Source organism: Micromonospora coriariae (assembly GCF_900091455.1).
In the GTDB taxonomy this organism is placed as follows: Bacteria; Actinomycetota; Actinomycetes; order Mycobacteriales; family Micromonosporaceae; genus Micromonospora; species Micromonospora coriariae.
This window is the reverse complement of sequence record NZ_LT607412.1, coordinates 4546499-4568695: the sequence shown is the minus strand read 5'-3', so window position 1 is coordinate 4568695 and position 22197 is coordinate 4546499. Positions and strand designations below refer to the sequence as shown.

Genomic DNA, 22197 nt, shown 5'->3' with positions numbered 1-22197 from the left:
CATGGTGGGGACGACGTCGGCCCGTGGGTCTATTGAGTCTACGTTAGGGCGGGGGTCGCAAGGCCACTCGAGATTGATCACACCGTCCAGAGTCTGGGACGTGTAGTCTCGCGCGGTGGATCCGCAGCACAAGTACATCTTCGGCCGGTTGGAACGCTTCTACGACGCGGTGCCCCGCGACGTCGCCGTTGTACAGGAGCATGGCGGGCTGGTGTTGTTCGTCCGTGACGGCGCCGGCTGGCCGTTCTACGCCCGGCCCCGGCTCGACGCGACCGAGCCGCCGTCGCTGGCCGACATCAGCTCGGTCCGTGAACGGCAGCGGGAGCTGGGCCTGCCGGAAGCCTTCGAGTGGGTGCACGAGACGACCCCGGAGCTGCTCGCGGTGGCCCGCTCGGCGGGGCTGAGCGTGCTGGAGGCGCCGTTGATGGTGCTCGACCCGGCCGCGCTGCCCGACCCGGCGACGCTCTCCGACGTACCGGTCCGGGTGCTGGCGGCGGACTCGCCCGGCTTCGCCGCCGATGTGGCCGCCCGGCGGGCGGTGGCCGCTGTGTCGTTCGCCGCCGCTGGCACCGCGCGAGGCGACGCCGGCCCGGCCGAGCGGGACGCCGCGATCAGTGAACTGGAACTGGCGGCGCTGGACGAGGAACGGACCAGGGTCGCCGACGGCCGGCGGATCTCCGCGTTGGCCGGCACGTCGACCGAGGGCGCTCTGGCCAGCGGCATGGCGATGCGGGTGGACGACGTCGCGGAGATCGCCGGGGTGGCCACCCTGCCGGCCGCCCGGCGGCGCGGGCTGGGCGCCGCACTGACCGCCACCATCGCCCGGGAACTGCTGGCGGCGGGCACGGACCTGGTCTTCCTCTCCGCGGGCAGCGAGGAGATCGCCCGGGTCTACCTGCGGGTCGGCTTCCGTCGGATCGGCACCGCCTGCATCGCCGAGCCCGCCGCGCTCATCCCCTGACGCCTCCCCCGGCCATTCGGCCGCGTCGACCCGCCCCTCGGATCAGGCGGGTGGACGCCACTGGGCGGCGGTGGCCGCGGCGCTGGAGAGCAGCCGCGAGTTGATCGTGCCGAGCGCGGCGTCCCGGGCGCGCAGCGCCAGCCGGCCCCGGGTCTGGAGCACCGCCGACATCCGACGGGTCTGCCGGACCACGGTCGCCGTCCGGGGGCGGCGCACCCGGTCGTACGCCTGCACGGCGTCGGGCAGCCGCGCCTCGCGCAGCAGGGAGGCGAGCGTGGCGGCGTCCTCGAAGGCGAGGCAGGCGCCCTGGCCGAGATGCGGCGGCATGGCGTGCGCCGCGTCGCCGAGCAGCACCACCCCGCCCGGCCCGACCGGGAAGCCGTACGCGCGGGGCAGCGGGCGCAGCTCGCGGACCTCCTGCTGGACCAGGTCCGCCGGGTCGGTGGCGTCGAGCAACGCGCCGATCGGCTCCGGCCAACCGGCGTACCAGCGGCGCAGCAGGGCGAGCTGGGTCTCCGGCGGCTCCGGGCGGGGCGCGCCGGCGGCGGTGGCCACCCAGTAGACGCCGCCCCGGGTGGAGCCGCCCGAGGAGCCGCGCTCGCCGAGCGAGGCGGCCACGAACCGGTAGCCCGCGCCGAGCACCTCACCGGCGAGCGGCTGGTCGGCGGGCAGCCGGGGCGCCCGGTACCAGGGAATGACGGCCCGCCAGGCGGCGCAGCCGGAGCTGACCACGCCGGATTCGGGGGCGAGTTGGCGGCGGATGCCGCTGTCCGTGCCGTCGGCGGCGATCACCAGGTCGGCCTCGATGGTGTGCCGTCCGTCGCCGACGGCCGGGCGCTCGCCCGGCTCGACCCGGACGTGGCGCACGGTCACCCCGGTGCGGAGTTCGACCCGGTCGCCGAGCCCGGCGATCAACGCGTCGTGCAGGTCTTCGCGATGCACCACCACCGGCATCCGGTCGGCCGGGATGGGCCGGGGCTGCACCAGCCAGTGCCCGTCCGGGCGCCGGACCCCGCCGTCGGGCAACGGCGTGGCGATCGCCGCCAGGCCGGCGCCGAGGCCGAGGGCCTGCAACGCGCGGACACCGTTGGGCCAGAGCACCACGGCGGTCGGCTCGGGGCGGACCCGTTCGGCGCGCTCCAGCAGGGTGACCTGCCAGCCGGAGCGGGCCAGCGCGCCGGAGACCGCGAGACCACCGACCCCGGCGCCGACGACCACCGCGCTTCGCATCGGTGCCGCCCCCGCTCAGCTGTCCCGGTCGGCGGGGCGCGCGCCTGCGGCGTCGGCCCGGTCGTCGCGGGGTTCCGGCGTACCGTCCGCCGCCTGATCGTCGGCCGACGGGTCGTCGCCGGGTACCGCCCCGTCGAGCGGCTCAGCGCCGACGGGCCGATCGTCGTCCTCGGTGGCCGGCTCGGGCGGCACGACGCCGCTGTCCCGCCAGGCCTGGTGCTGCTCCTCGCTGACCACCCGGTAGCCCTCCGGCGCGGTGGCGCGGGCACCGGTCTCCCGCTCGGAGAGGTCGACCTGGGACAGGTCGGACGTGGTGGGCGGGGTCGGCGTCGCCGCCGCGCCGAGCGGGATCAGGTACTCCCGGGGGCCGCGGACCCGCACGAAGTAGATCAACGCGCCGAGGAAGACCAGGGCGGCGGTCCACACGTTGAGCCGGACGCCGAGGATCTGGTTCGCCTCGTCGGTGCGCATCAGCTCGATCCAGAACCGACCCGCGGTGTAACCCATCACGTAGAGCGCGAAGGCCCGGCCCCGGCCGAGCTTCAGCCGCCGGTCGAGGACGAGGACCAGCGCGACCACGCCGAGGTTCCACAGCGCCTCGTAGAGGAAGGTCGGCTGGTACAGCCCCGGTTCGAGGATCGGTTGGCCGGCGTCGTCGCGCAGCGCGTGCCCCGGGTTGTCCGGGTCCATCCGGTGGATCTCCAGGCCCCACGGCAGGGTGGTCCGGGCGCCGAACAGCTCGTTGTTGAACCAGTTGCCCACACGGCCGACCGCCTGGGCCAGCGGCAGCCCGGGGGCCAGCGCGTCGGCCACCACGCTGAACGGGATGCCGAGCTGCCGGGCCGCGATCCAGGCGCCGACAGCGCCACCGGCGACCGCGCCCCAGATGCCGAGACCGCCTTCCCAGATCGCGAACGCCTTCATCGGGTCGCCGCCGGCGCCGAAGTATTTCTCGGGGGAGGTGATCACGTGGTAGATCCGGGCGCCGATGATGCCCGTGGGCACCGCCCAGACGGCGATGTCGAGCACCGCGCCGGGCGCGACGCCGCGCTGGCGCAGGCGACGCTCGGTCACCCAGCAGGCCAGCACGATGCCGAGGATGATGCACAGTGCGTAGGCCCGGATCGGCACGGGCCCGAGCTGCCAGACCGCGGTGCTGGGACTGGGCAGGGCCGCCTGGGGGGACAGCGAGGCGAGGGTCACGGGTGCACACGCTACCGCTGTGCACCCCCGAAGCGGCACCCCGGGCCGGCTGCGCGCGCATCCCGCTGACTTCTGGTTTGCACCGCCGTACGCTCTTTGTCCATGAGCGCGCTCACCTGGGCGGTCGCCGCGGTCGTCACTGACGACGCCGGCCGGGTGCTGCTCTGCCGGCAGGGCCGGGGCGAGCGCCGGTACGCGCTGCCCGGTGGGCGCCTGCGCCCGGCGGAGAGCCCGGTCCAGGCGGCGTTGCGGGACATTCGCGCGGAGACCGGCTGGGAGATCGAGCTGGTCGACCTGGTCGGCGTCTACCACCTGACCAGCCCGACGGCGAGCACGCCGGCCGGGCGCGCCGGGCCGCTGCCGGACGTCCTGGTGCACGTGTTCCGGGCCCGCGCGGCCGAGGTCCGACCGGTCGCCGACCCGCCGCCGGGTTGCCGGCTGTCCTGGCACGCTCCCGCCGCGCTGCCCGAGGCGGTCACCCCACTCACCCGGGCCGCCGTCACCGACGCCACAGCCGGCCGCTCCGGCGTGCTGCGCGGCCACGACGGCCAGCCAGGGCCCAGCCACGACGGGCGGCCGAGCGTGGGGCAGCCACCGGAGCAGCGTGGCGAGGCGGCGACAGACCCGTCACTGCGGCCCTGACCCCTCCGGAGCGCGAGGTGACCCGTGGTGACGTGCCCGGAAGGGCGTCACTCAATTGAACGTGATACCTGTGAGTCATATTTATGACTCACAGGTATCACCGTGACAAAGGTCAGCCGCCCGACGGTCAGCGGGTCGGTGTGCGGACGCCCTCGGCGAGCTCGGCGCTCAGGGTGCGCAGGGCGGTCAGTCCGTCGGCCTCGGAGGGCGCGTCGAGCACGCAGCGCACCAGCGCGCTGCCCACGATCACTCCGTCGGCGTACCCGGCGACGGTGCCGGCCTGCGCACCGGTGCCCACGCCCAGGCCGACACCGACCGGCAGGTCGGTGACCGCGCGGACCCGGGAGACGAGCGTCGGGGCGGCGTCGGAGGTCTGCGCGCGAGCCCCGGTCACACCCATCACAGCCGTGGCGTAGACGAAGCCCCGGCAGTGCGCCACGGTCATCGCCAGCCGGGCGTCGGTGGACGACGGCGAGACCAGGAAGGTGCGGTCCAACCCGTGTGCGTCCGAAGCGGCCAGCCACTCGTCCGCCTCGTCGGGGATGAGGTCCGGGGTGATCAGGCCCGTCCCGCCGGCGGCGGCGAGATCGCGGGCGAACGCGTCCACGCCGTAGCGCTCGACCGGGTTCCAGTAGGTCATCGTGACCACCGGGGCGCCGGTGGCCGCGACCGCCTCGACGATGCGCAGCGTGTCCGCGGTGCGTACCCCGCCGGCCAGCGCGATGTCGCTGGCCTTCTGGATGACCGGCCCGTCCATCACCGGGTCGGAGTACGGGATCTCCACCTCGATGACGTCGACGCCGGCCTCGACCATCGCGGTCATCGCCGCGATGCTGCCGTCGACCGTCGGAAACCCGGCCGGCATGCAGCCGACCAGCAGGGCCCGCCCGTCGGCTCGTGCCTTGTCGAAGGCCACACCGATCCGGCTCATCTCACCGCTCCTTGTCGAGGATGCCGAAGTAGTCGCCGGCGGTGTGCACGTCCTTGTCGCCCCGCCCGGAGAGGTTGACCACGATGGTGGGCTCCCGGCCGAGCTCGGCGGCGAGCTTCGGGGCCAGCGCGAGGGTGCCGGCGAGCGCGTGTGCGCTCTCGATCGCCGGGATGATCCCCTCGGTGCGGCAGAGCAGCTCGAACGCGGCCATCGCCTCGTCGTCCGTGACCGGCTGGTAGCTGGCCCGGCCGGTGTCGTGCAGCCAGGCGTGCTCGGGCCCGACGCCCGGGTAGTCCAGCCCGGCGGAGATCGAGTGCGACTCCTGCGTCTGCCCGTCGGCGTCCTGCAGCACGTAGGTGCGGGTGCCGTGCAGAACGCCCGCCGAGCCACCGGTGATGCTGGCCGCGTGGCGGCCGGTCTCCACACCGTCGCCGCCGGCCTCGAAGCCGTACAGCCGCACGTCGTCATCGCCCACGAAGGCGTGGAAGATGCCCAGGGCGTTGGAACCGCCGCCGACGCAGGCGGTGACCGCGTCCGGCAGCGCGCCGGTGAGGTCCAGGCACTGCTGGCGGGCCTCGTCGCCGATGCCCCGGACGAAGTCGCGGACCATCGCCGGGAACGGGTGCGGCCCGGCGGCGGTGCCGATCAGGTAGTGCGTCTCGTCGACGTTCGCCACCCAGTCACGCATCGCCTCGTTCATCGCGTCCTTGAGGGTGCGCGAGCCGGTGGTGACCGGAACGACTGTGGCGCCGAGCATCCGCATCCTGGCCACGTTGAGCGCCTGCCGCTCGGTGTCGACCTGGCCCATGTAGACCACGCACTCCAGGTCGAACAGGGCGGCGGCGGTCGCGGTGGCCACGCCGTGCTGGCCCGCGCCGGTCTCCGCGATCACGCGGGTCTTGCCCATCCGCTTGGTGAGCAGCGCCTGGCCGAGCACGTTGCGCACCTTGTGCGCCCCGGTGTGGTTGAGGTCCTCGCGCTTTAGCAGCACCCGCGCGCCGACCTTCGCGGAGAAGCGCCGGGCCTCGTAGAGCAGCGACGGGGTACCTGCGTAGTCGCGCAACAGGGCGCCGAACTCGGCCCGGAAGGACTCGTCCGCCATCGCCGTGCGCCACGCCCCGTCGAGCTCGTCCAGCGCGGCCACCAGGGCCTCGGGCACGAATCGACCGCCGAAGCGGCCGAAGTGTCCGGCGGAGTCGGGCTGCGTACCGGCCGCCGGGGCCAGCGCGTCGGCGCTCATCGGAAATCCTCTCGGTGGGGCGTCAGACCGGCGCGAGGTCAGCGCACCGGCCGGGGCGTTGCCGGGTGGTTGCCGGCGTTGACCAGCTCGGCCACCGCCTCCCGGGGGCTCTTCTGCGTGACCAGGCCCTCGCCGACGAGGACCGCGTCGGCACCCGCGGAGGCGTACCGGATCAGGTCGTGCGGGCCGCGGACGCCAGACTCAGCGATCTTGACGACGCTGCTGGGCAGGCCGGGCGCGATCCGCTCGAACACCGACCGGTCGACCTCCAGGGTACGCAGGTCACGGGCGTTGACCCCGATCACCTGCGCGCCGGCCTCCAGAGCCCGGTCGGCCTCCTCCTCGTCGTGCACCTCGACCAGCGCCGTCATGCCCAGCGACTCGATCCGCTCCAGCAGGCCCATCAGCACGTTCTGCTCGAGCGCGGCGACGATCAGCAGGACCAGGTCGGCGCCGTGCGCGCGCGCCTCGTGCACCTGGTAGCTGGAGACCACGAAGTCCTTACGCAGCACCGGCACGGAGACCGCGGCCCGGACGGCCGCCAGGTCGTCCAGCGAGCCGCCGAACCAGCGACCCTCGGTGAGCACGCTGATCGCGCGCGCCCCACCGGAGGCGTAGTCGACGGCGAGATCGGCCGGATCGGCGATCTCGGCCAGGCGGCCCTTGGACGGCGAGGACCGCTTCACCTCGGCGATCACCGCGACGCCGGGCTTGCGCAGCGCCGCGTACGCGTCCAGCGGCGGCGGCGCCGCCGCTGCCAGTTCACGGATCCGCTCCAACGGAACCTGTTCCTGGCGCCGGGCGACGTCCTCGCGTACGCCAGCCAGGATCTCGTCGAGCACGCTTACGGACGCCGCCTGACCGGCCTCGTCCCCCTCCGCGTGCGCATGCTCATCAGTCACCATCGGACTCCCCTCTCCGGGTGTCATGGGCCGATGCTAGGGGCAGCCGGCCGGAGCCGGGAGCCGGGGGTATGGCGCTGCTCACGAAAAGGCCTGCGGCATAATGGCCGACTTGCCGTGAAGGGGATGTCACTCAGCGCCACCTCCGGCACCGGCAAGCGTCGTACGACGAGAGCTGGCGGCCCGGTCGAACCGGGCCAATGCGTCGATCGCGCCACCGAACCCATCATGACAGCGATGTTCGTCGATGCTGTGAGCAAGCTCAAGGCCGAACGGCCGGTGCCTGGTCGCGGCCGAGGCGGGACAGTTGACCGGGCGGTCACCCCGGCGAAATGTCAGCCGGCCAGCATCGTCCTCGGGCAGACTCGATGGCGCGCCTGCCCGACCGTCGCCAACTCCTCGTGCGAGGTGACCATGAGCATTTCCGAGCCGACCCCCAGCATCGGGCTGACCACCATCTCGCGGACGGTGGCATCGCTCGCCGTGGGGGTGGTGCACACACTTGAGCGGGCCGTGGTCGGCGAGGGGCGGATGCGGACCGCGCGCGGCAACGCCTGGGAGGCGGTCTGCGCCGACCGGGCCCGCGCCGACCAGCGCGCCGAACTGGACCGCCTGGTGGCCGAGTTGACCGCCGCCCGCGCCGCCGCCCGCCGCCAGCAGCGGGAGCGTCAACCGGTCGCTTGACACCCGCCCGGCCGCAGCGCCGTGAGGTGCGCCGGCCGTCGGGTCGGCCGGCCGGTCGTAGGAACAGCCGGCCGTCGGATCAGCCGGCCGTCGGATCCTCGCCCCGGTCCAGCGCGTCCCACGCCTCGGTGGTGCGCCGCCCGGCCATCGGTCCGGCCGGTCCGGCCTCCGGCGGTGAGCTCTGCGGGCTGGTCCGCGCCGGCCGCTCGTACCGGGCGCCCATCGCCGGCCAGCCGCCGCCACGCAGCGCGGTCCACCCGCCGCCCACCGCGGCCAGCAGGCCACCGAGCAGACAGAGCGCCGGCCACTGCCGGCTCACCACGCCGTCGAAATCGGTGACCAGCCCGTACCCGCCGCCGGCCGCCACGGCCAGACCGAGCACGCCGAGCAGAACGCCCAGCAGCCGCCGCAACCGGCCGCGAGTGGCCAGCACCGCGCCGGCGCCGGCCAGCGTGACCAGGGCCAGCGCCGGCAGCCACGGCAGCAGGGCAGCACCGCTACGGGCGTCGCGCACCGGCGGCAGCGGCGCCGGGCGCGCGGTCAACTCGACCGACCAGCTCCGCGTCGACGCCCAGAGCGCCAGGCCGGCGCCGGCGAGACAGAGCAGCACGGCGTACGTCAGCTGACGCCGACCCGTCGCGGCCCGGTCGTGCTGTTGCGTCGGACCCGTCATCGGGCCGGCCGCAACGTCTCGGCGGCCGCGATCGCGGCCAGCACCGCGGCGGCCTTGTTGCGGGTCTCCTGGTCCTCGGCGGCCGGGTCCGAGTCGGCGACCACCCCCGCGCCGGCCTGCACGTAGGCCCGGCCGTCGCGGATCAGCGCGGTCCGGATGGCGATCGCCATGTCCAGGTCGCCGCCGAAGCCGAAGTAGCCGACCGTGCCCCCGTAGACGCCGCGGCGGACCGGTTCCAGCTCCTCGATGATCTCCATGGCCCGCACCTTCGGCGCACCGGAGAGCGTGCCGGCCGGGAACGTCGCGGCGAGCGCGTCGAACGCGCTGCGATCGTCACGCAGCGTGCCGGTCACGGTGGAGACGATGTGCATCACGTGGCTGTACCGCTCGATGGTGGCGAACTCGGGCACCTCCACGCTGCCCGGCTGGCAGACCCGGCCCAGGTCGTTGCGGCCCAGGTCGACGAGCATCACGTGCTCGGCACGCTCCTTCGGGTCGGCGAGGAGTTCGGCGGCGAGCCCGGCGTCGGCGGCCGGTGTGCCACCGCGCGGTCGGGTGCCGGCAATCGGGTGCAGCAGCGCGCGGCGCCGCCCGTCCGCACCGCCGGTGACCTTCAGGTGCGCCTCCGGCGACGAACCGACGATGTCGAACCCGTCGAAGCGCAGCAGGTACATGTACGGGCTGGGGTTGCTGGTGCGCAGCACCCGGTACACGTCCAGCGGATCGGCGTGCGTCGACCGCTCGAAGCGCTGGGAAAGCACGATCTGGAAGCACTCGCCGGCCCGGATCGCCTCCCTCGCCGCCTCCACAGCCTTCGGGTAGCCCCCGTCCGGGGTGCGGCAGAGCACCTCACCGGCCGGCGGGCGCTCGACGGTGGAGATCATCGGCGGGATGGGCCGGGACAGCGCGGTAGTCATCGCGTCCAGCCGGCCCACCGCGTGGTGGTACGCGGCGGTGACCTGCGCGGCGCGGTCCGGGGCGTCCAGCGGCGGCAGCACCGCGTTGGCGACCAGCAGGGCCGAACCGTCGTAGTGGTCGAGCACCACCAGGTCGGTGGCGAGCATCATGCCCAGCTCCGGCACGCCCAGGTCGTCCTCGGTCAGCTCGGGCAGCCGCTCGAAGCGGCGGACGAGGTCGTAGCCGAGGTAGCCGACCATGCCGCCGGTCAGCGGCGGCAGGCCGCCGGACGGGTCGCCGGAAGGGCCGGCCAACGCCGCGACGGTCTCCCGCAGCACCCGCACCGGGTCGCCCTCGGTGGGCAGCCCGGCCGGCGGCTGGCCGAGCCAGGTCGCCACGCCGTCCCGCTCGACAAGCGTGGCGCTGCTGCGTACCCCGATGAACGAGTACCGCGACCAGGCCATGCCGGCGGAGCCCACGCCCTGTTCGGCGGATTCGAGCAGGAACGTGCCGGGCCCGCCGGCCAGCTTGCGGTAGACCCCGACCGGGGTCTCCGCGTCGGCCAGCAGCCGCCGGGTGACCGGCACGACCCGCCAGTGGGCGGCCAGCTCGGTGAAGGTGGCCAGGTCGGGGCTCACCGCGCCGTCGGTCATGGGCGGGCCTCGAGACCGGTGACGGGCAGTTCGGTGAAGAAGCACGTCCGGTGACCCGTGTGGCAGGCGGCGCCGACCTGGTCCACGCTGACCAGCAGCGCGTCTCCGTCGCAGTCCAGCGCCACCGAGCGGACGTACTGGTGGTGCCCGGAGGTGGCGCCCTTGACCCAGTACTCGCGCCGGCTGCGCGACCAGTAGGTGGCCCGGCCGGTGGTGAGGGTGCGGTGCAGCGCCTCGTCGTCCATCCAGGCGACCATCAGCACCTCGCCGGAGTCGTGCGCGCGGACCACTGCGGCGACCAGGCCGTCGGCGGTGCGGCGCAGGCGCGCGGCGATGGCCGGGTCGAGCTGGGACGGGCGGGCCGGCGCCGGCGTCGGGCCGGTCGGATCGTTGGGGACGCCGGTCACCGGCGCGTCAGGTACGGGCACAGTCACCGATTGTCCCGCACGCGGCGCGGGAACCTGCGACGGCTCCCGCCTGGGCCGCGGGGCGGGGCTGGCGGGCCGGGCCAACTGCGCGACGTAGCGGTCCAGTCGGCCGTCCACCAGGGCGTCGGCCAGGTCGCTGCCCGCCGTTTCGGCGATCTGCTCGGCGTACGGGCGGATCAGCGGCAGCGTTCCCGCGACCAGCCGCACGGCGGCGGCCCAGAGCTGCCCGGTGGCGCCCGGACGCAGCCCGAGGCAGAGCAGCATGTCGTCCCGGTAACGGGGCGGAGCGACCGGCAGCTCCAGGGCCGCCGCGAAGGCCGCCCGGCGGGAGAACACCCGCACCGACGGGTTGGCGGGGCGCAGCACGGAGGGGCAGAGGCGTGCCAGGTCCGCCACCGCGAGCCGGAGCCCGGGGCGGTCGTCGGCGGCCCGGGCGGCGGCAGCCTTACCCAGCGTGGCGATCAGCTCCTCCAGCCGGGGCGGTTCGGCGGGCTGGCAGAGCACCGGGAGGTCGATGCGGCGCCGCCAGTACGGGTCGGCCCAGAGCAGCCGCGCCGGTGCGGTGACCGGCAGCCCGAAGGCCCAGTCGGCCGGCTCACCCAGCCGGTGCACCCAGGAGCGGACGTCCCGCGCGGCCACCGACACGTGGGTGAGCCGGCCCGCTGACTCGGCCAGATACGCCCGACGGGCCTCGTACGGGGCGCCGCCGACCAGCACGTCGAGGTCGACGTCGCTGTGCGCGGTGGCCGCCCGCCGGGCGTGACTGCCGCGCAGCAGGATGCCGACGACGGGTCGCTCGGCCGCCTGCCGCAACCGCGCGGCCCAGTCTTCGAGAAACCCGCTGTCCGGTAACGGAGCGTGACCCACGGCGTCATCGTGCCGTACGCCCGATCGGTGCGCAATGCCCGTTGCCGGACCTGGTGTCCGGTCCGGAGGCTACTGCCCGTTCCCACGCTCCGCGCGGCGATACGCGTGGGTCGATCGTTGCGCCAGGGTCGGTATCTCATCTAGCGTTGAGTTCATCAGATGATGAGTTTTTCCGGAGGTGCGTGATGGACGACGCGATAGCGGTCCACGACCTGCTCGTCGACCGGGGCGGGCGGCGGGTGCTGGACGGCATCAGCTGCACCGTCCCGCGCGGTGCCGTGACCGGGCTGCTCGGCCCCAGCGGCAGCGGCAAGACGACGTTCATGCGCGCGGTCGTCGGGGTGCAGGTGGTCACCAGGGGGACGGTCACAGTGCTGGGCCAGCCGGCCGGCTCGCCCGCGCTACGGCATCAGGTGGGCTACCTGACCCAGGCGCCGAGCGTCTACGCCGACCTGACCGTGCGGGAGAACGCCCGGTACTTCGCGGCCCTGCACGGGCGGGGTCGCGCCGAGGCGGACCAGGCGATCAGCGACGTCGGGCTGACCCGGGCGGCCGGCCAACTGGTCAGCACCCTGTCCGGCGGCCAGCGCAGCCGGGCATCCCTGGCCTGCGCCCTCGTCGGTGAGCCGGAGCTGGTCATCCTCGACGAGCCCACAGTCGGTCAGGACCCGGTGCTGCGGGCCGACCTGTGGGCCCGGTTCCACGCGATGGCCGCCGCGGGCACCACCCTGCTGGTGTCCAGCCACGTAATGGACGAGGCGGCCCGCTGCGACCGGCTGCTGTTGATCCGGGAGGGCCGGCTGATCGCCGACGACAGCCCGGCCGCGATCCGTGCGGCCGCCGGTGTGGACGACCTCGACGAGGCGTTCCTGCGGCTGATCCGGGCCGGCGAGCCGGGCTCCGCCGACGCGACGGCCGGACGGGAGGCGTCGTGAGCGCGAAGAAGGAGTCAGGCCTGCGAGCCCCGCAGCCGCGAACCGGAGGCATGTCATGAACCCGCGGATCCTGGCGGCCACCACGGGCCGAATCCTGCGCCAGCTCCGGCACGACCGGCGCACCATCGCGCTGCTCGTGGTGGTGCCGTCCGTCCTGCTCACCCTGGTCTACTTCATGTACGCCGACCAGCCGACCCCGCCCGGGCAGCCGTCGGCGTTCGACCGGATCGCGCTGGTGATGCTCGGCATCTTCCCGTTCGTGATCATGTTCCTGGTGACCAGCATCGCCATGCTCCGCGAGCGCACCTCCGGCACCCTGGAGCGGCTGCTCACCACGCCGCTGGGCAAGCTCGACCTGCTCTTCGGCTACGGCATCGCGTTCGGGCTGGCCGCCGCCGTGCAGGCCGCGGTCGCCGCCGGCGTGGCGTACTGGATCTTCGATCTGGACACCGCCGGCAGCAGTGGACTGGTGATCGGGATCGCGGTGATCGACGCGGTGCTCGGCGTCGCCCTCGGGCTGTTCTGCAGCGCCTTCGCCCGCACCGAGTTCCAGGCAGTACAGTTCCTGCCGGTCGTGGTGATCCCCCAGCTGCTGCTCTGCGGGCTGTTCGTGGCCCGCGACGAGATGGCCGGCTGGCTCCAGGCGTTGAGCGACGCCTTCCCCCTGTCGTACGCCATCGAGGCGTTGCAGGAGGTCGGCGCCAACGCCGAGCCGACCGGCACGATGTGGCGGGACGTGGTGGTGGTGCTCGGTGCGGTGGTGCTGGCACTGGTGCTCGCGGCGGCCACCCTGCGCCGGCGCAGCGGCTGACGGCTGGCGAGCGAGGGGCGGCGATGGCGCGGCGGACCGGCCGGCGACCCGGCAACCAGGACACCCGGCAGGCGATCCTCGACGCGGCGCGGGAGGCGTTCTCCGAGCGTGGCTTCGACGCCGCGTCGATCCGCGCCATCGCCGGCACCGCCGGGGTGGATCCGGCGCTGGTGCACCACTACTTCGGCAGCAAGGACCAGCTCTTCCTGGCCGCGATGAACTCGCCGGTCGACCCGGGAGAGCTGCTGCCGAAGGTGCTCGCGGGCGACCAGGACGGCATCGGTGAACGGCTGGTCCGCACCTTCCTGGGTGTCTGGGACTCCCCGGCCGGCAACGCCGGGGTGGCCCTGCTGCGCTCGGCGGTGAGCAACGAGTGGACGGCCCGGCTGCTGCGCGAGTTCATCACCACGCAGGTGCTGCGCCGGGTGCTCGACCAGCTCGACGTCGAGCGGACCGAGCTGCCGCTGCGCGGCTCGCTGGTCGCCACCCAGCTGATCGGGTTGGCCATGATGCGGCACGTGGTGCGGCTGGAGCCGGTGGCGTCCGCCGACCCGGAGACGCTGGTCGCGGCGATCGGCCCGACCGTGCAGCGCTACCTGACCGGGCCGCTGCCGAGCTAGCGCCGGCACGCGGTCCCCCGGGGCGGCCGGTGAGCGGTCAGCCCGGCGGGTGGGCCTCGGCGCGGCGGCGCAGCGGCGGCAGCAGCCGGACCAGGTCGTCCGGGTCGGCCACCGGGCACGGGAAGGCGAGCCGGACCCGCCGCCGGGCGCCGGGGCGACCGAGGGCGACCACCAGCCCGTAACGGTCGATGCGCACCACCCGGGGCGGCCCGTCCGGAGTCTGCTCGGTCAACCCGAGCTGCCGGCGCAGGTACTCGGTCACCTGCCCGGCGTCGCGCTCCGTGAGGTCGGCCAGCAGCCGCGCCTCGACCGGGTGCACCGGGTCCGGCTCGGCCTCGGCGTACTCCCCCGGGTCGATCCGCTGCACGACGCCGGCGCGCTCCCAGCGGACCTCGACCACCTCGAAGCGGAACAGCCGGAACCGGACGCCCAGGTCGAGCAGGTCGCCGGTCGGCTCCACCACGGCGAAGTCGACAGCCGCGCGGCGGGCCTCGGCGCCGTGCAGCTCGGCGGCCCAGCCGGAGACCCAGGCCCGACCCAGCCCCGGCGCGCCGGCCGCGGGTGGCAGGTCGAGCACGTCGAGCACCACCGCGACGTCGGTGCCCCCGGTGGCCGGCCGCAGCGCGGCGGCCAGGTGGCTGGCCACCGGCACCAGGAGCAGGACCCGGCCGTCCGGATCGGTCACGTGCCGGGCGTGGTGCGGGCCCGGCCGGTGGGCCAGGTGGACGAGACCGGGCAGCCGGCCGGCGACGAGGGTACGAACGATCTCGGCGGGGCTGGGCCGCATGGCGCGACCTCCTTCAGAGGTTAGGCTTACCTAACCCGGAGCGTAGAGCACCCGGCCTGCGGCGTCCAGCCATCCCCGGCGCAGGTGGGCACCGCTCCGTTACCGGGTCTGCTCCAGCCAGGAGGCGTAGAGCAGGCCGTAGACCGAGTCGGCGTCGCGGACCAGCTCGTCGTGCGGGCCGCGCTGCACGACCCGCCCCCGATCCACCACGATCACCTCGTCGGCGGCCTGCGCGGTGGAGAGCCGGTGCGCGATGGCCAGGGTGGTCCGACCACGGGTGACCGCGTCCAGGGTGCGTTGCAGGCGCACCTCGGTGGCCGGGTCCACCGCGCTGGTCGCCTCGTCCAGCACCAGCAGGTCCGGGTCGGCCACGTACGCCCGAGCCAGTGCGACCAGCTGCCGCTCCCCGACGCTGAGCGCCTCACCGCGCTCACCCACCGGCGTGTCCAGGCCGGCCGGCAGGCCGTCCAGCCAGTCCGCCAGACCCAGCTCCGTGAAGGCGGCGTTGAGCTGCTCGTCGGTCAGCTCCGGCCGGGCGAACCGGACGTTGTCCCCCACCGTCGCGTCGAAGAGGAACCCGTCCTGCGGGACCATCACCACACGGGAGCGCAGCGAGTCGAACCGGACCTCCGCCAGCGGCACCCCGGACAGCAGCACGGCACCCGCCGACGGATCCATCAACCGGGTCAGCAGCTTGGCGAACGTGGTCTTGCCGCTCCCGGTCTCGCCGACCACCGCCACCCGGCTCTTCGCCGGGATCTCCAGGTCGATGTCGTGCAGCACGGGAGGACCACCCGGATAGGCGAACCGCACCCCGGCGAACCTGATGTCCAACGGCCCGCCCGGCAACTCCCGCCCCTGCTCCCCCGGGTCGGCCACGTCCGGGGCGACGTCCAGCACGTCGAGCACCCGGCGCCAGCCCGCGATCGCGTTCTGCGCCTCGTTGAGCACCTCGGTGGCGATCTGCACCGGCTGGATGAAGAGCGTCACCAGGAAGAGGAACGCGGTCAGCTGGCCGATCGACAGGGTGCCGTCCACCCCCAGCGTCACCCCGAGCACCACCACGCCGGCCAGCGCCACCCCGGCGGCGAGCTCGCCGACCGAACTGCCCACGATGCTGATCCGGATCGCCCGCTGCTGCGCCAGACGCTGGCTGTCGATCGCGTCGTCCAGCCGTCGCGCGGTGCGCCCCGCGATGCCGTACGCCCGGATCACCGGCGCGCCCACCACGCTCTCGCCGATCGCGCCGAGCAGCGTGCCGGTGCGCTGACGCACCGTCGCGTACGCGGCGCCCAGGCGGCGTTGCAGCTGCCGGATGATGAACACCGCCGGCAGGAACGCCACCAGCACCACCACTGTCAACTGCCAGGAGTACGCCAGCATGACGATCGTGGTGACCACCAGCTGGCCGAGGTTGACCAGCAGGATCACCCCACCCCACTGGAGGAACTGGGTGATCTGGTCGACGTCGCTGGTCACCCGTGAGACCAGCGAGCCGCGCCGCTCCGACTGCTGGTGCAGCATCGACAGGTCGTGCACGTGCCGGAACGCCCTGGTCCGCACGTTGGCCAGCGCCGTCTCGCTGACCGTGAACAGCCGGCGCATCATCAGGTAGCCGCAGAGCGTGGTCACCGTGAGGATCGCGGCGGTGACCACCACCACCGACCAGACCACGTTCAGGTTCAGACCACCGACGATGCCGCGGTCGATGCCCTGCTGCACGGCGACCGGCACGGCCACCCGGCCCACCATGTAGACCAGCGCCAGGGCCAGGGTGCCCGCCAGCCCGGTCCGCAGCTCCGGCGAGAGCGACAACCCTCGCCGCAGCGTCTGCCAGGTCGTCTCGGCCCGCTCGTCCCGCTCGTCCGTCTTCACTGTCACCGGAGCGGCCTTTCGTTCGCGACTGCGGGGCTCCGCTGCGCTGCACTCCTCGCGCTCACCGGTCCACCTCGATTTCCAGGCCCGAGGGCAGCGGCGCGACCTCGTCCTCGTACGGGCGCTCCTGCGCGCGGTCGACCTCCGCCTGCTCGTAGGCGGTGACCAGGTCGACGTAGCCCGGCACGGTGGCCAACAGCTGGGTGTGCGTGCCCCGCGCGATCACCCGCCCCTGCTCCACGTAGATGACCTCGTCGGCCAGGGCGATGGTGGCCCGGCGGTACGCCACCACCAGGATCGACGCGGCCGGAACCCCCGGCTCAGCCCCTGATGAGCGCAGACCGGCCAGGATGGCCGCCTCCACCCGGGGGTCCACCGCGCTCGTCGCGTCGTCGAGCACCAGCAGGCGCGGCCGGCCGGCCAGCGCGCGGGCCAGGGTGAGGCGCTGCCGCTGCCCGCCGGAGAGCGAGGTGCCCCGCTCGCCGACCATCGTGTCCAGACCGTCGGGCAGCGCCGCGACGAACCCGTCCGCCTCGGCCAGCCGCAGTGCCGCCCAGACGTCCTCGTCGTCGATGCCCGGCCGGTCGAGTGCGATGTTGGCGCGGACCGTGTCGTCGAAGACGAACGGCACCTGGGCGACAAGGGCGACCGTGCCGGCCAGCGACGCTGCGGTGAGCTCGCGCACGTCCACCCCGTCCAGCGTGACGACGCCGGCGTCCGGGTCGACCAGGCGCACCGCCAGCGAGGCGATTGTGGACTTCCCGGCGCCGGTCGGCCCGACCAGTGCCACCGTCCGCCCGGCGGGCACCGTGAAGCCGACCTCGCCGAGCACCCGCACGCCGGGCTGGTGCGCCTCGGCGGGCGGGTAGGAGAAGTGCACGTCGGTGAAGGTGAGGGTGGCCGGGCCCGGGGTGGCCGGGTCGAGCACCCGCCGCCCGTACGGCATCTCGCCGGTGGCGTCGAGCACCCGGCGGACCCGGTCCCAGCCGGCGACGCTGCGCGGCAGCTCGGCCAGCACCCAGCCGATGGCCCGCACCGGAAAGGCCAGCACGGTGAAGAGGAAGGCCACGCTGACCAGCTCGGTGACGCTGATCGCGCCCTGGCGCAACCGGAACGCCCCGACCACCAGCACGGCCAGGGTGCCGAGGCTGGGCAGCGTCTCCAGCAGCGGATCGAAGACGCCGCGCAGCCGGCCGACCGCGATCAGCGCGTCGCGCAGCTCACCGGCCCGGCCGGCGAACCGGGCGGTCTCCTGCGCCTCACGGCCCATCGTCTTGACCACCAGTGCGCCGTCGAAGCTCTCGTGGGCGATGCCGCTGACCTCGGCGCGCAGCCGCTGCGCCCGGGCCTGCCGGGGCGCCATCCGGCGGGAGTAGACCACGTTGAGCGCGAACAGCGCGGGGAAGACCGCGAGGCCGACCAGGGCCAGCGCCCAGTCGGTGGCGAACAGCGAGACGATCGCGCCGACCAGCATCACCAGGGTGCCGACCGCGAAGGGCAGCGGGGCGATCGGGTACCAGGCCGCCTCGACGTCCGAGTTGGCGTTGGAGAGCAGGGTGCCGGTGGCGTTGCGGTGGTGCCAGGACAGCGGCAGGTCCAGGTAGCGGCGGGTGACCCGACGACGGTAGGCGGCCTGGAGGCGGTACTGCATGTAGCCGGCGCCGAGCCGGCGGCCGAAGATGCCGACCACCCGCAGCACGCTGATGCCGAACAGGGCGATCGCGGCCAGTGCCAGGCTGCCGGTGGCCACCTCGCCCCGCGCGATGGCCGGCACCACCACGTCGCCGACGACCCCGCCGACCACGTACGCGCTGACGATGACCATCGAGCCGAACAGCACGCTGCCGACCACCGCCACCGTGAAGATCCGTGGCTGTTCCCGGATCGCCTGCCGGAGAACCCCCAGCCCCCGGCCGAGCACATCCCGACTTGTCTTGGTCGCCACGCTCTCCCCCGCCGTAAGCCACCATTATCTCCCTCATCCTTACCGGTCAGGACCACCCCCGCCGACCCGGACCGCATATGTCGACCATCACGTATCGGAGCGCGACGAGACCGGTTATGCCGACCCGGCATCCACCGGCGGGCGCCGACGGGCCCGCGGGCCTACGATCGGGCCATGCGGTACGCCCGAGGCGAGCGCGAGGCGCTGGCGGATCTCCTGCTGGCCCTCGGGCCGGACGCGCCGACGATCAACGAGGGCTGGGCGACCCGTGACCTCGCCGCGCATCTGGTGCTGCGGGAGCGCCGCCCGGACGCGGCCGGCGGGATCATGCTGGCCCCGCTGCGCGGGTACGCCGAACGGGTCCGTCGCCGCCTCGCCGCCCGGCCCTACGCCGACCTGGTGGCGCAGGTGCGCCGGCCGCCGGTGTGGAGCCCGGTCAGCAACCCGGTGACCGACGAACTGGCCAACACGCTGGAGTTCTTCATCCACCACGAGGACGTACGGCGGGCCGGGTCGGGGTGGCTGCCGCGCGAGCTGCCGCCCGGCCTGCAGGCCGCGCTCTGGAGGCGGGTCGCCCCGCTGGCCCGACTGGCCCTGCGCCGCTTTCCGGCGGACCTCTACGTACAGGCGCCGGGGTACGGCGGGATCTCCGTCGGCCGCGGCGGCGAGCGGCTGCGGATGGTCGGCGCCCCGGCCGAGTTGGCCCTGTTCCTTTCCGGTCGGCAGCGGGTGGCGCGTGTCCAGTTGGACGGTTCGGCGGCGTCCGCGCGGTTGCTCCGCAACGCCAGCCTGGGAATGTAACCGTCTGTACCTAAACGGTCACGCTCCCTCTGTGGAAAGCATCGCTCCCAGCGACGCGCAACGATCCCTGCTCACGTACGCTTCACCGCGCCGTTCCGCGCCGGTGCGGCACGAGTGGGGGCGTTACTATGCGGACTTTCGCGATCTCGGCGCTGCGGGAGCCCCCGTTTCCCGCGGGGCGCCATGAGGCCACGGATCGGGTGGCCGGCGAGAGCGTCGAGTGGGCGCGCGCGTTCGGGCTGATCGATTCCAGCCATCGGGTCCACCGGTTGCAGCGGGCGGACGCCGCCGGCCTGGCCGGGCGGGCCTCCCCCGACGGGTCGGCGGACGGGCTGCGGCTGCTCACCGACCTGATCTCCTGGCTCTTCGTGATGGACGACGCCTGCGACGAGGACGGCCTCGGCGCCGACCCGGGCCGGCTGGCGCCGGCGATCGGCACCCTTCTCGACGTGCTGGACCGGTGCGGTGACCCCGACGTCGTACCGCCGGCCGCGGGGCCGCTGGGTGACGCGCTGCACGACCTGTGCCGCCGGACCCGGCTGCACGACCGCCCGGCACTGCTGCTGCGGTTCGTCCACCAGGTACGCGAGTACCTGCTGGCGCTGCTCTGGGAGGCGACCAACCGGGAGCGCCGGCGGGTGCCCGAGGTGGCGGAGTACGTCCAACTGCGCCGACACATCGGCGGCGTGCATCCCTGCCTCACCCTGACCGACCTGGCGTCGCAGGAGCCGCCCGAGCCGGGCCGGCACGCCGACCCGGCGCTGGCCGCCCTGGACCTGCTGGCGGTGGACCTGGTCTGCTGGTGCAACGACCTCTTCTCCTACGGCAAGGAGAGCCGGGCCGACCCGGACGCGCACAACCTGGTGACCGTGATCGCCCACGAGACCGGCACGGACGAGCCGGGCGCCCTGCGGGCGGCGGCCGACCGGTTCAACCAGGGGCTGACGGCATACCTGAGCGCGGAGGACGCGCTGCTGGCCAGCGGCGACGACGAGTTGCGTTCGGCGCTCGCCGCCCGGCGCAACTGGATCCGGGCAACCTACGACTGGTCACTGGTGGCCGCCCGTTACGCCTGATCCGGCCGTACCGGATGGCGGGACGGGAGCCCCGGACGATCACCAGGGCTAGCCGATGCCCGGTGCCAGGCAATACCCTTCGGTAACCACTATGACGTGACGACCGTCACGCCACCACCCCCGAAGGCGGCTACAGCGATGGCTCTCGATGTCCCGTACCGCTCCATCCCGGACATGTTCCTCAAGCGCGTGGCGGCCACCCCCGACCGGCACGCGTTCGCCTCCCCGGCCCCTGACGAGTCGGGCCCCGTCTGGCTGACCTGGGAACAGGTCGGCCAGCGCGCGAAGGCGGTCGCCGCCGGCCTGCACGGCCTGGGCGTCGGCCTGGAGGATCCCGTCGCGATCCTCGCCAACACCCGCCTGGACTGGGTGATCGCCGACCTCGGCATCATGTGCGCCGGCGGGTCGACCACCACCGTCTATCCGACCACCGAGCCGGCGGACGCGACCTACATCATCGCCGACTCCGGTTCGACTGTGCTGTTCGCGGAGAACCCGGCCCAGGCCGCCAAGATCGCCGGTGCCGACCTGCCCGCGCTGACCCACGTGGTGCTCCTCGACGGCGCCCCCGACGAGACCGCCGCGGTCCCCCAGCTCACCCTCGCCGACCTGGAGGAGCGGGGCACCCGCGCGCTGGCCGCCGAACCGGAACTGATCGACATGCTCGTGGCCGGCATCGGTCCGGAGCACCTGGCCACCCTGATCTACACCTCCGGCACCACCGGCCGGCCCAAGGGCGTCGAGCTGCTGCACGGCGGCTGGTGCTGGGAGGCCGTGGCGCAGGCCGAGGTCGGGCTGCTCCGCGACGACGACCTGCAGTACCTGTGGCTGCCGCTGGCCCACTCGTTCGGCAAGACGCTGCTCTGCGGCGCCATCCACGTGGGCCTGCCCACCTACGTCGACGGGCGGGTGGAAAAGCTGGTCGACCTGCTCTCGGTGATCCGGCCGACGCTGATGTGCGGCGCGCCCCGGGTGTTCGAGAAGGTCTACAACAAGGCGGTGACCACAGCGCAGGGCGCTGGCGGCGCGAAGGCGAAGATCTTCGCCTGGGGTGTCCGGGTCGGCAAGGAGAAGGTGACCCTGGAGCAGGCCGGCAAGCCGGTGCCCGCCGGGCTGAAGCTGCGGTACGGGTTGGCCGAGAAGCTGGTGTTCAGCAAGCTCCAGGCCCGCCTGGGCGGCCGGATGCGGGTGCTGGTCTCGGGCGCGGCTCCGCTCAGCCCGGAGATCGCCACCTTCTTCGCCGCCGCCAACCTGCCGATCTCCGAGGGCTACGGCCTGACCGAGACGAGCGCCGGCAACTTCGTCAACCCGCCCTCCGGGCTGCGGATCGGCACGGTGGGCCGGGCGATGGGCGACCTGGAGTGCCGGATCGACACCGACGGGGAGATCCTGGTCCGCGGCCGGCCGGTGATGCGCGGCTACCACAACCTGCCGGAGGAGACCGCCGCCGCGTTCACCGAGGACGGGTTCTTCCGCACCGGCGACATCGGCAGCCTCGACGAGCAGGGCTACCTGCGGATCACCGACCGGAAGAAGGACCTGGTCAAGACCTCGGGCGGCAAGTACATCGCGCCCTCGCACATCGAGGGGATGTTCAAGGCGATCTGCCCGTACACCTCGCAGGCGGTCGTGGTCGGGCAGGCCCGCAACTTCTGCACGATGCTTGTCACGCTGGACCCGGACGCGATCCGGGGGTGGGTGGCCGGCGGCCCGCTGGAGGGCCGCGACTACTCGGCCATCGTCGCCTCGCCGGAGGCCAAGGCGATGGTCGAGGAGTACGTCGCCCAGCTCAACGCCAAGCTCAACCGCTGGGAGACGATCAAGAAGGTCGCGATCCTGCCGCGCGACCTGACAATCGAGGACGGCGAGATCACGCCGTCGTTGAAGATCAAGCGACGCGGTGTGGAGAGCAACTTCGCCGCCGAGATCGACAAGATGTACGCCGGCTCCCTCGCCGAGCTCTGAGCGCACCGCCGGTGGCCCCGTACCCGTCCGGGTCCGGGGCCGCCGGCGTTTCAGCCGGTCGACCCGGCCGG

The 22197-nt window shown here is 73.8% G+C and carries 20 protein-coding genes and 1 pseudogene; 9 read left to right on the top strand and 12 right to left on the bottom strand.

The features are described 5' to 3' along the window. The first annotated feature begins 115 nt into the window (after positions 1-115). Entirely contained in the window at positions 116-961 is an 846-nt protein-coding gene (locus tag GA0070607_RS21405) for a GNAT family N-acetyltransferase (protein WP_089019788.1), read from the top strand. Positions 962-1003: 42 nt separating this feature from the next. On the opposite strand, the gene GA0070607_RS21400 is transcribed toward GA0070607_RS21405, so the two are convergent. Together GA0070607_RS21400 and lgt are read right to left on the bottom strand one after the other, a co-directional pair. Continuing rightward, a complete protein-coding gene (locus GA0070607_RS21400; protein ID WP_089019787.1) occupies positions 1004-2191 on the bottom strand; it encodes an FAD-dependent oxidoreductase in 1188 nt (395 codons plus the stop codon). A 15-nt stretch (positions 2192-2206) separates the two neighbouring features. Beyond that, positions 2207-3394: a prolipoprotein diacylglyceryl transferase gene (gene lgt / locus GA0070607_RS21395; protein ID WP_089019786.1), complete on the bottom strand. Its 1188-nt coding sequence runs from the start codon at positions 3392-3394 to the stop codon at positions 2207-2209. A 102-nt stretch (positions 3395-3496) separates the two neighbouring features. Between lgt and GA0070607_RS21390 the strand changes: the two genes are divergently transcribed. Further along, positions 3497-4036: an NUDIX hydrolase gene (locus GA0070607_RS21390; RefSeq protein ID WP_089019785.1), complete on the top strand. Its 540-nt coding sequence runs from the start codon at positions 3497-3499 to the stop codon at positions 4034-4036. A gap of 127 nt (positions 4037-4163) precedes the next feature. Here the strand turns inward: GA0070607_RS21390 and trpA are convergent, their stop codons facing one another. From trpA to trpC, 3 genes are read right to left on the bottom strand one after another with little or no spacing between them, the layout of a single operon-like run. Beyond that, positions 4164-4967, bottom strand: a complete 804-nt coding sequence (gene trpA, locus GA0070607_RS21385) for a tryptophan synthase subunit alpha (RefSeq protein ID WP_089019784.1) — start codon at positions 4965-4967, stop codon at positions 4164-4166. Position 4968: 1 nt separating this feature from the next. Then, complete coding sequence (trpB, locus tag GA0070607_RS21380) at positions 4969-6207, bottom strand: tryptophan synthase subunit beta (RefSeq protein ID WP_089019783.1); 1239 nt, start codon at positions 6205-6207, stop codon at positions 4969-4971. A 38-nt stretch (positions 6208-6245) separates the two neighbouring features. Then, entirely contained in the window at positions 6246-7049 is an 804-nt protein-coding gene (trpC, locus tag GA0070607_RS21375) for an indole-3-glycerol phosphate synthase TrpC (RefSeq protein ID WP_172899211.1), read from the bottom strand. Positions 7050-7523: 474 nt separating this feature from the next. On the opposite strand from trpC, the gene GA0070607_RS21370 reads away from it, so the two are divergent. Continuing rightward, complete coding sequence (locus tag GA0070607_RS21370; protein WP_089021998.1) at positions 7524-7793, top strand: hypothetical protein; 270 nt, start codon at positions 7524-7526, stop codon at positions 7791-7793. A gap of 79 nt (positions 7794-7872) precedes the next feature. Here GA0070607_RS21370 and GA0070607_RS21365 read toward each other — a convergent pair whose 3' ends face one another. The 4 genes and pseudogenes from GA0070607_RS21365 to GA0070607_RS33475 all read right to left on the bottom strand — a co-directional run. Then, positions 7873-8466 (bottom strand): Trp biosynthesis-associated membrane protein, encoded by a 594-nt coding sequence (locus GA0070607_RS21365; protein ID WP_089019782.1) that lies wholly within the window; start codon positions 8464-8466, stop codon positions 7873-7875. Further along, on the bottom strand, positions 8463-10016 hold the full coding sequence (locus GA0070607_RS21360; RefSeq protein ID WP_089019781.1) for an anthranilate synthase component I: 1554 nt from the start codon (positions 10014-10016) through the stop codon (positions 8463-8465). Before GA0070607_RS21360 ends, GA0070607_RS21365 begins: the two co-directional genes overlap by 4 nt. After that, positions 10013-10444, bottom strand: a complete 432-nt coding sequence (gene hisI / locus GA0070607_RS33480) for a phosphoribosyl-AMP cyclohydrolase (RefSeq protein ID WP_089021997.1) — start codon at positions 10442-10444, stop codon at positions 10013-10015. The genes GA0070607_RS21360 and hisI overlap by 4 nt, the downstream gene beginning before the upstream one ends. Positions 10445-10624: 180 nt before the next feature. After that, a pseudogene (locus tag GA0070607_RS33475) lies at positions 10625-10948 on the bottom strand (phosphoribosyl-AMP cyclohydrolase); the annotation flags it as partial. A gap of 548 nt (positions 10949-11496) precedes the next feature. Between GA0070607_RS33475 and GA0070607_RS21350 the strand changes: the two are divergent. From GA0070607_RS21350 to GA0070607_RS21340, 3 genes are read left to right on the top strand one after another with little or no spacing between them, the layout of a single operon-like run. Continuing rightward, the gene (locus tag GA0070607_RS21350) at positions 11497-12246 is read left to right on the top strand and encodes an ABC transporter ATP-binding protein (protein WP_089019780.1); all 750 of its coding nucleotides are present in this window, start codon (positions 11497-11499) and stop codon (positions 12244-12246) included. Positions 12247-12301: 55 nt separating this feature from the next. Next, positions 12302-13057 (top strand): ABC transporter permease, encoded by a 756-nt coding sequence (locus GA0070607_RS21345; protein ID WP_089019779.1) that lies wholly within the window; start codon positions 12302-12304, stop codon positions 13055-13057. A gap of 23 nt (positions 13058-13080) precedes the next feature. Next, entirely contained in the window at positions 13081-13677 is a 597-nt protein-coding gene (locus GA0070607_RS21340) for a TetR/AcrR family transcriptional regulator (RefSeq protein ID WP_089019778.1), read from the top strand. Between the two features lie 37 nt (positions 13678-13714). Here GA0070607_RS21340 and GA0070607_RS21335 read toward each other — a convergent pair whose 3' ends face one another. The 3 genes from GA0070607_RS21335 to GA0070607_RS21325 all read right to left on the bottom strand — a co-directional run bounded on the left by GA0070607_RS21335 (position 13715) and on the right by GA0070607_RS21325 (position 18284). Next, on the bottom strand, positions 13715-14464 hold the full coding sequence (locus GA0070607_RS21335) for a DUF2470 domain-containing protein (RefSeq protein WP_089019777.1): 750 nt from the start codon (positions 14462-14464) through the stop codon (positions 13715-13717). 99 nt (positions 14465-14563) lie between these two features. Then, complete coding sequence (locus tag GA0070607_RS21330; RefSeq protein WP_089019776.1) at positions 14564-16339, bottom strand: ABC transporter ATP-binding protein; 1776 nt, start codon at positions 16337-16339, stop codon at positions 14564-14566. 61 nt (positions 16340-16400) lie between these two features. After that, complete coding sequence (locus GA0070607_RS21325) at positions 16401-18284, bottom strand: ABC transporter ATP-binding protein (RefSeq protein ID WP_089019775.1); 1884 nt, start codon at positions 18282-18284, stop codon at positions 16401-16403. A 174-nt stretch (positions 18285-18458) separates the two neighbouring features. Between GA0070607_RS21325 and GA0070607_RS21320 the strand changes: the two genes are divergently transcribed. The 3 genes from GA0070607_RS21320 to GA0070607_RS21310 all read left to right on the top strand — a co-directional run bounded on the left by GA0070607_RS21320 (position 18459) and on the right by GA0070607_RS21310 (position 22126). Next, entirely contained in the window at positions 18459-19085 is a 627-nt protein-coding gene (locus tag GA0070607_RS21320) for a TIGR03085 family metal-binding protein (protein ID WP_089019774.1), read from the top strand. Positions 19086-19213: 128 nt separating this feature from the next. Beyond that, positions 19214-20161 carry a terpene synthase family protein gene (locus GA0070607_RS21315; RefSeq protein WP_089019773.1) on the top strand — a complete coding sequence of 316 codons (948 nt, stop codon included), beginning with the start codon at positions 19214-19216 and terminating at the stop codon, positions 20159-20161. Between the two features lie 138 nt (positions 20162-20299). Beyond that, positions 20300-22126, top strand: a complete 1827-nt coding sequence (locus GA0070607_RS21310; protein ID WP_089019772.1) for an AMP-dependent synthetase/ligase — start codon at positions 20300-20302, stop codon at positions 22124-22126. Positions 22127-22197 lie beyond the last annotated feature (71 nt).